This is a genomic window from Burkholderia sp. Ax-1724 (genome assembly GCF_011752995.1).
Classification (GTDB): domain Bacteria; phylum Pseudomonadota; class Gammaproteobacteria; order Burkholderiales; family Burkholderiaceae; genus Paraburkholderia.
In genome coordinates, this window is record NZ_VWWL01000066.1 from 1 (window position 1) to 547 (window position 547).

General features: G+C 61.8%; 1 protein-coding gene. It reads left to right on the forward strand.

The features are described from left to right. Positions 1-547, forward strand: a 547-nt coding sequence (locus F3J19_RS32320) for an NAD(P)/FAD-dependent oxidoreductase (RefSeq protein ID WP_167050553.1), incomplete at both ends; no start/stop codon positions are given.

A 547-nucleotide genomic window follows, 5' to 3' on the forward strand; every position in this document is an offset into this window, starting at 1 on the left:
AACGATACGTACGGCGGCTCGTTCCTTTATCACCTGGACAACAACCAGATCGTGGTCGGCTTCGTCGTTGGTCTTGGCTATTCGAATCCGTATCTGTCGCCGTTCGAGGAATTCCAGCGCTACAAGACGCACCCGGCGATCCGCGCGATTCTCGAAGGCGGCAAGCGCGTGTCGTACGGTGCGCGGGCGATTACGGCGGGCGGCCTGATGTCGCTGCCGAAGCTGGTGTTCCCAGGCGGTGCGCTGGTCGGCGATGATGCGGGTTTCCTGAACGTCTCGCGTATCAAGGGTTCGCACGCGGCGATCAAGACCGGCATGCTCGCCGCCGACGCCGCATTCGATGCCGTGCAGGCCGGTCGCCAGGCTGACGAACTGACTGCGTATCCGGAAGCCTTCAAGACCTCATGGCTTCATACCGAACTGTATCGCGCACGCAACTTCAAGCAGTGGATGAGCAAGGGCCTGTACCTCGGCACGCTGATGGTCGGCATCGAGCAGAAGCTGCTGGGCGGCAATGTGCCGTGGACGCTGCATCACCAGCATTGGG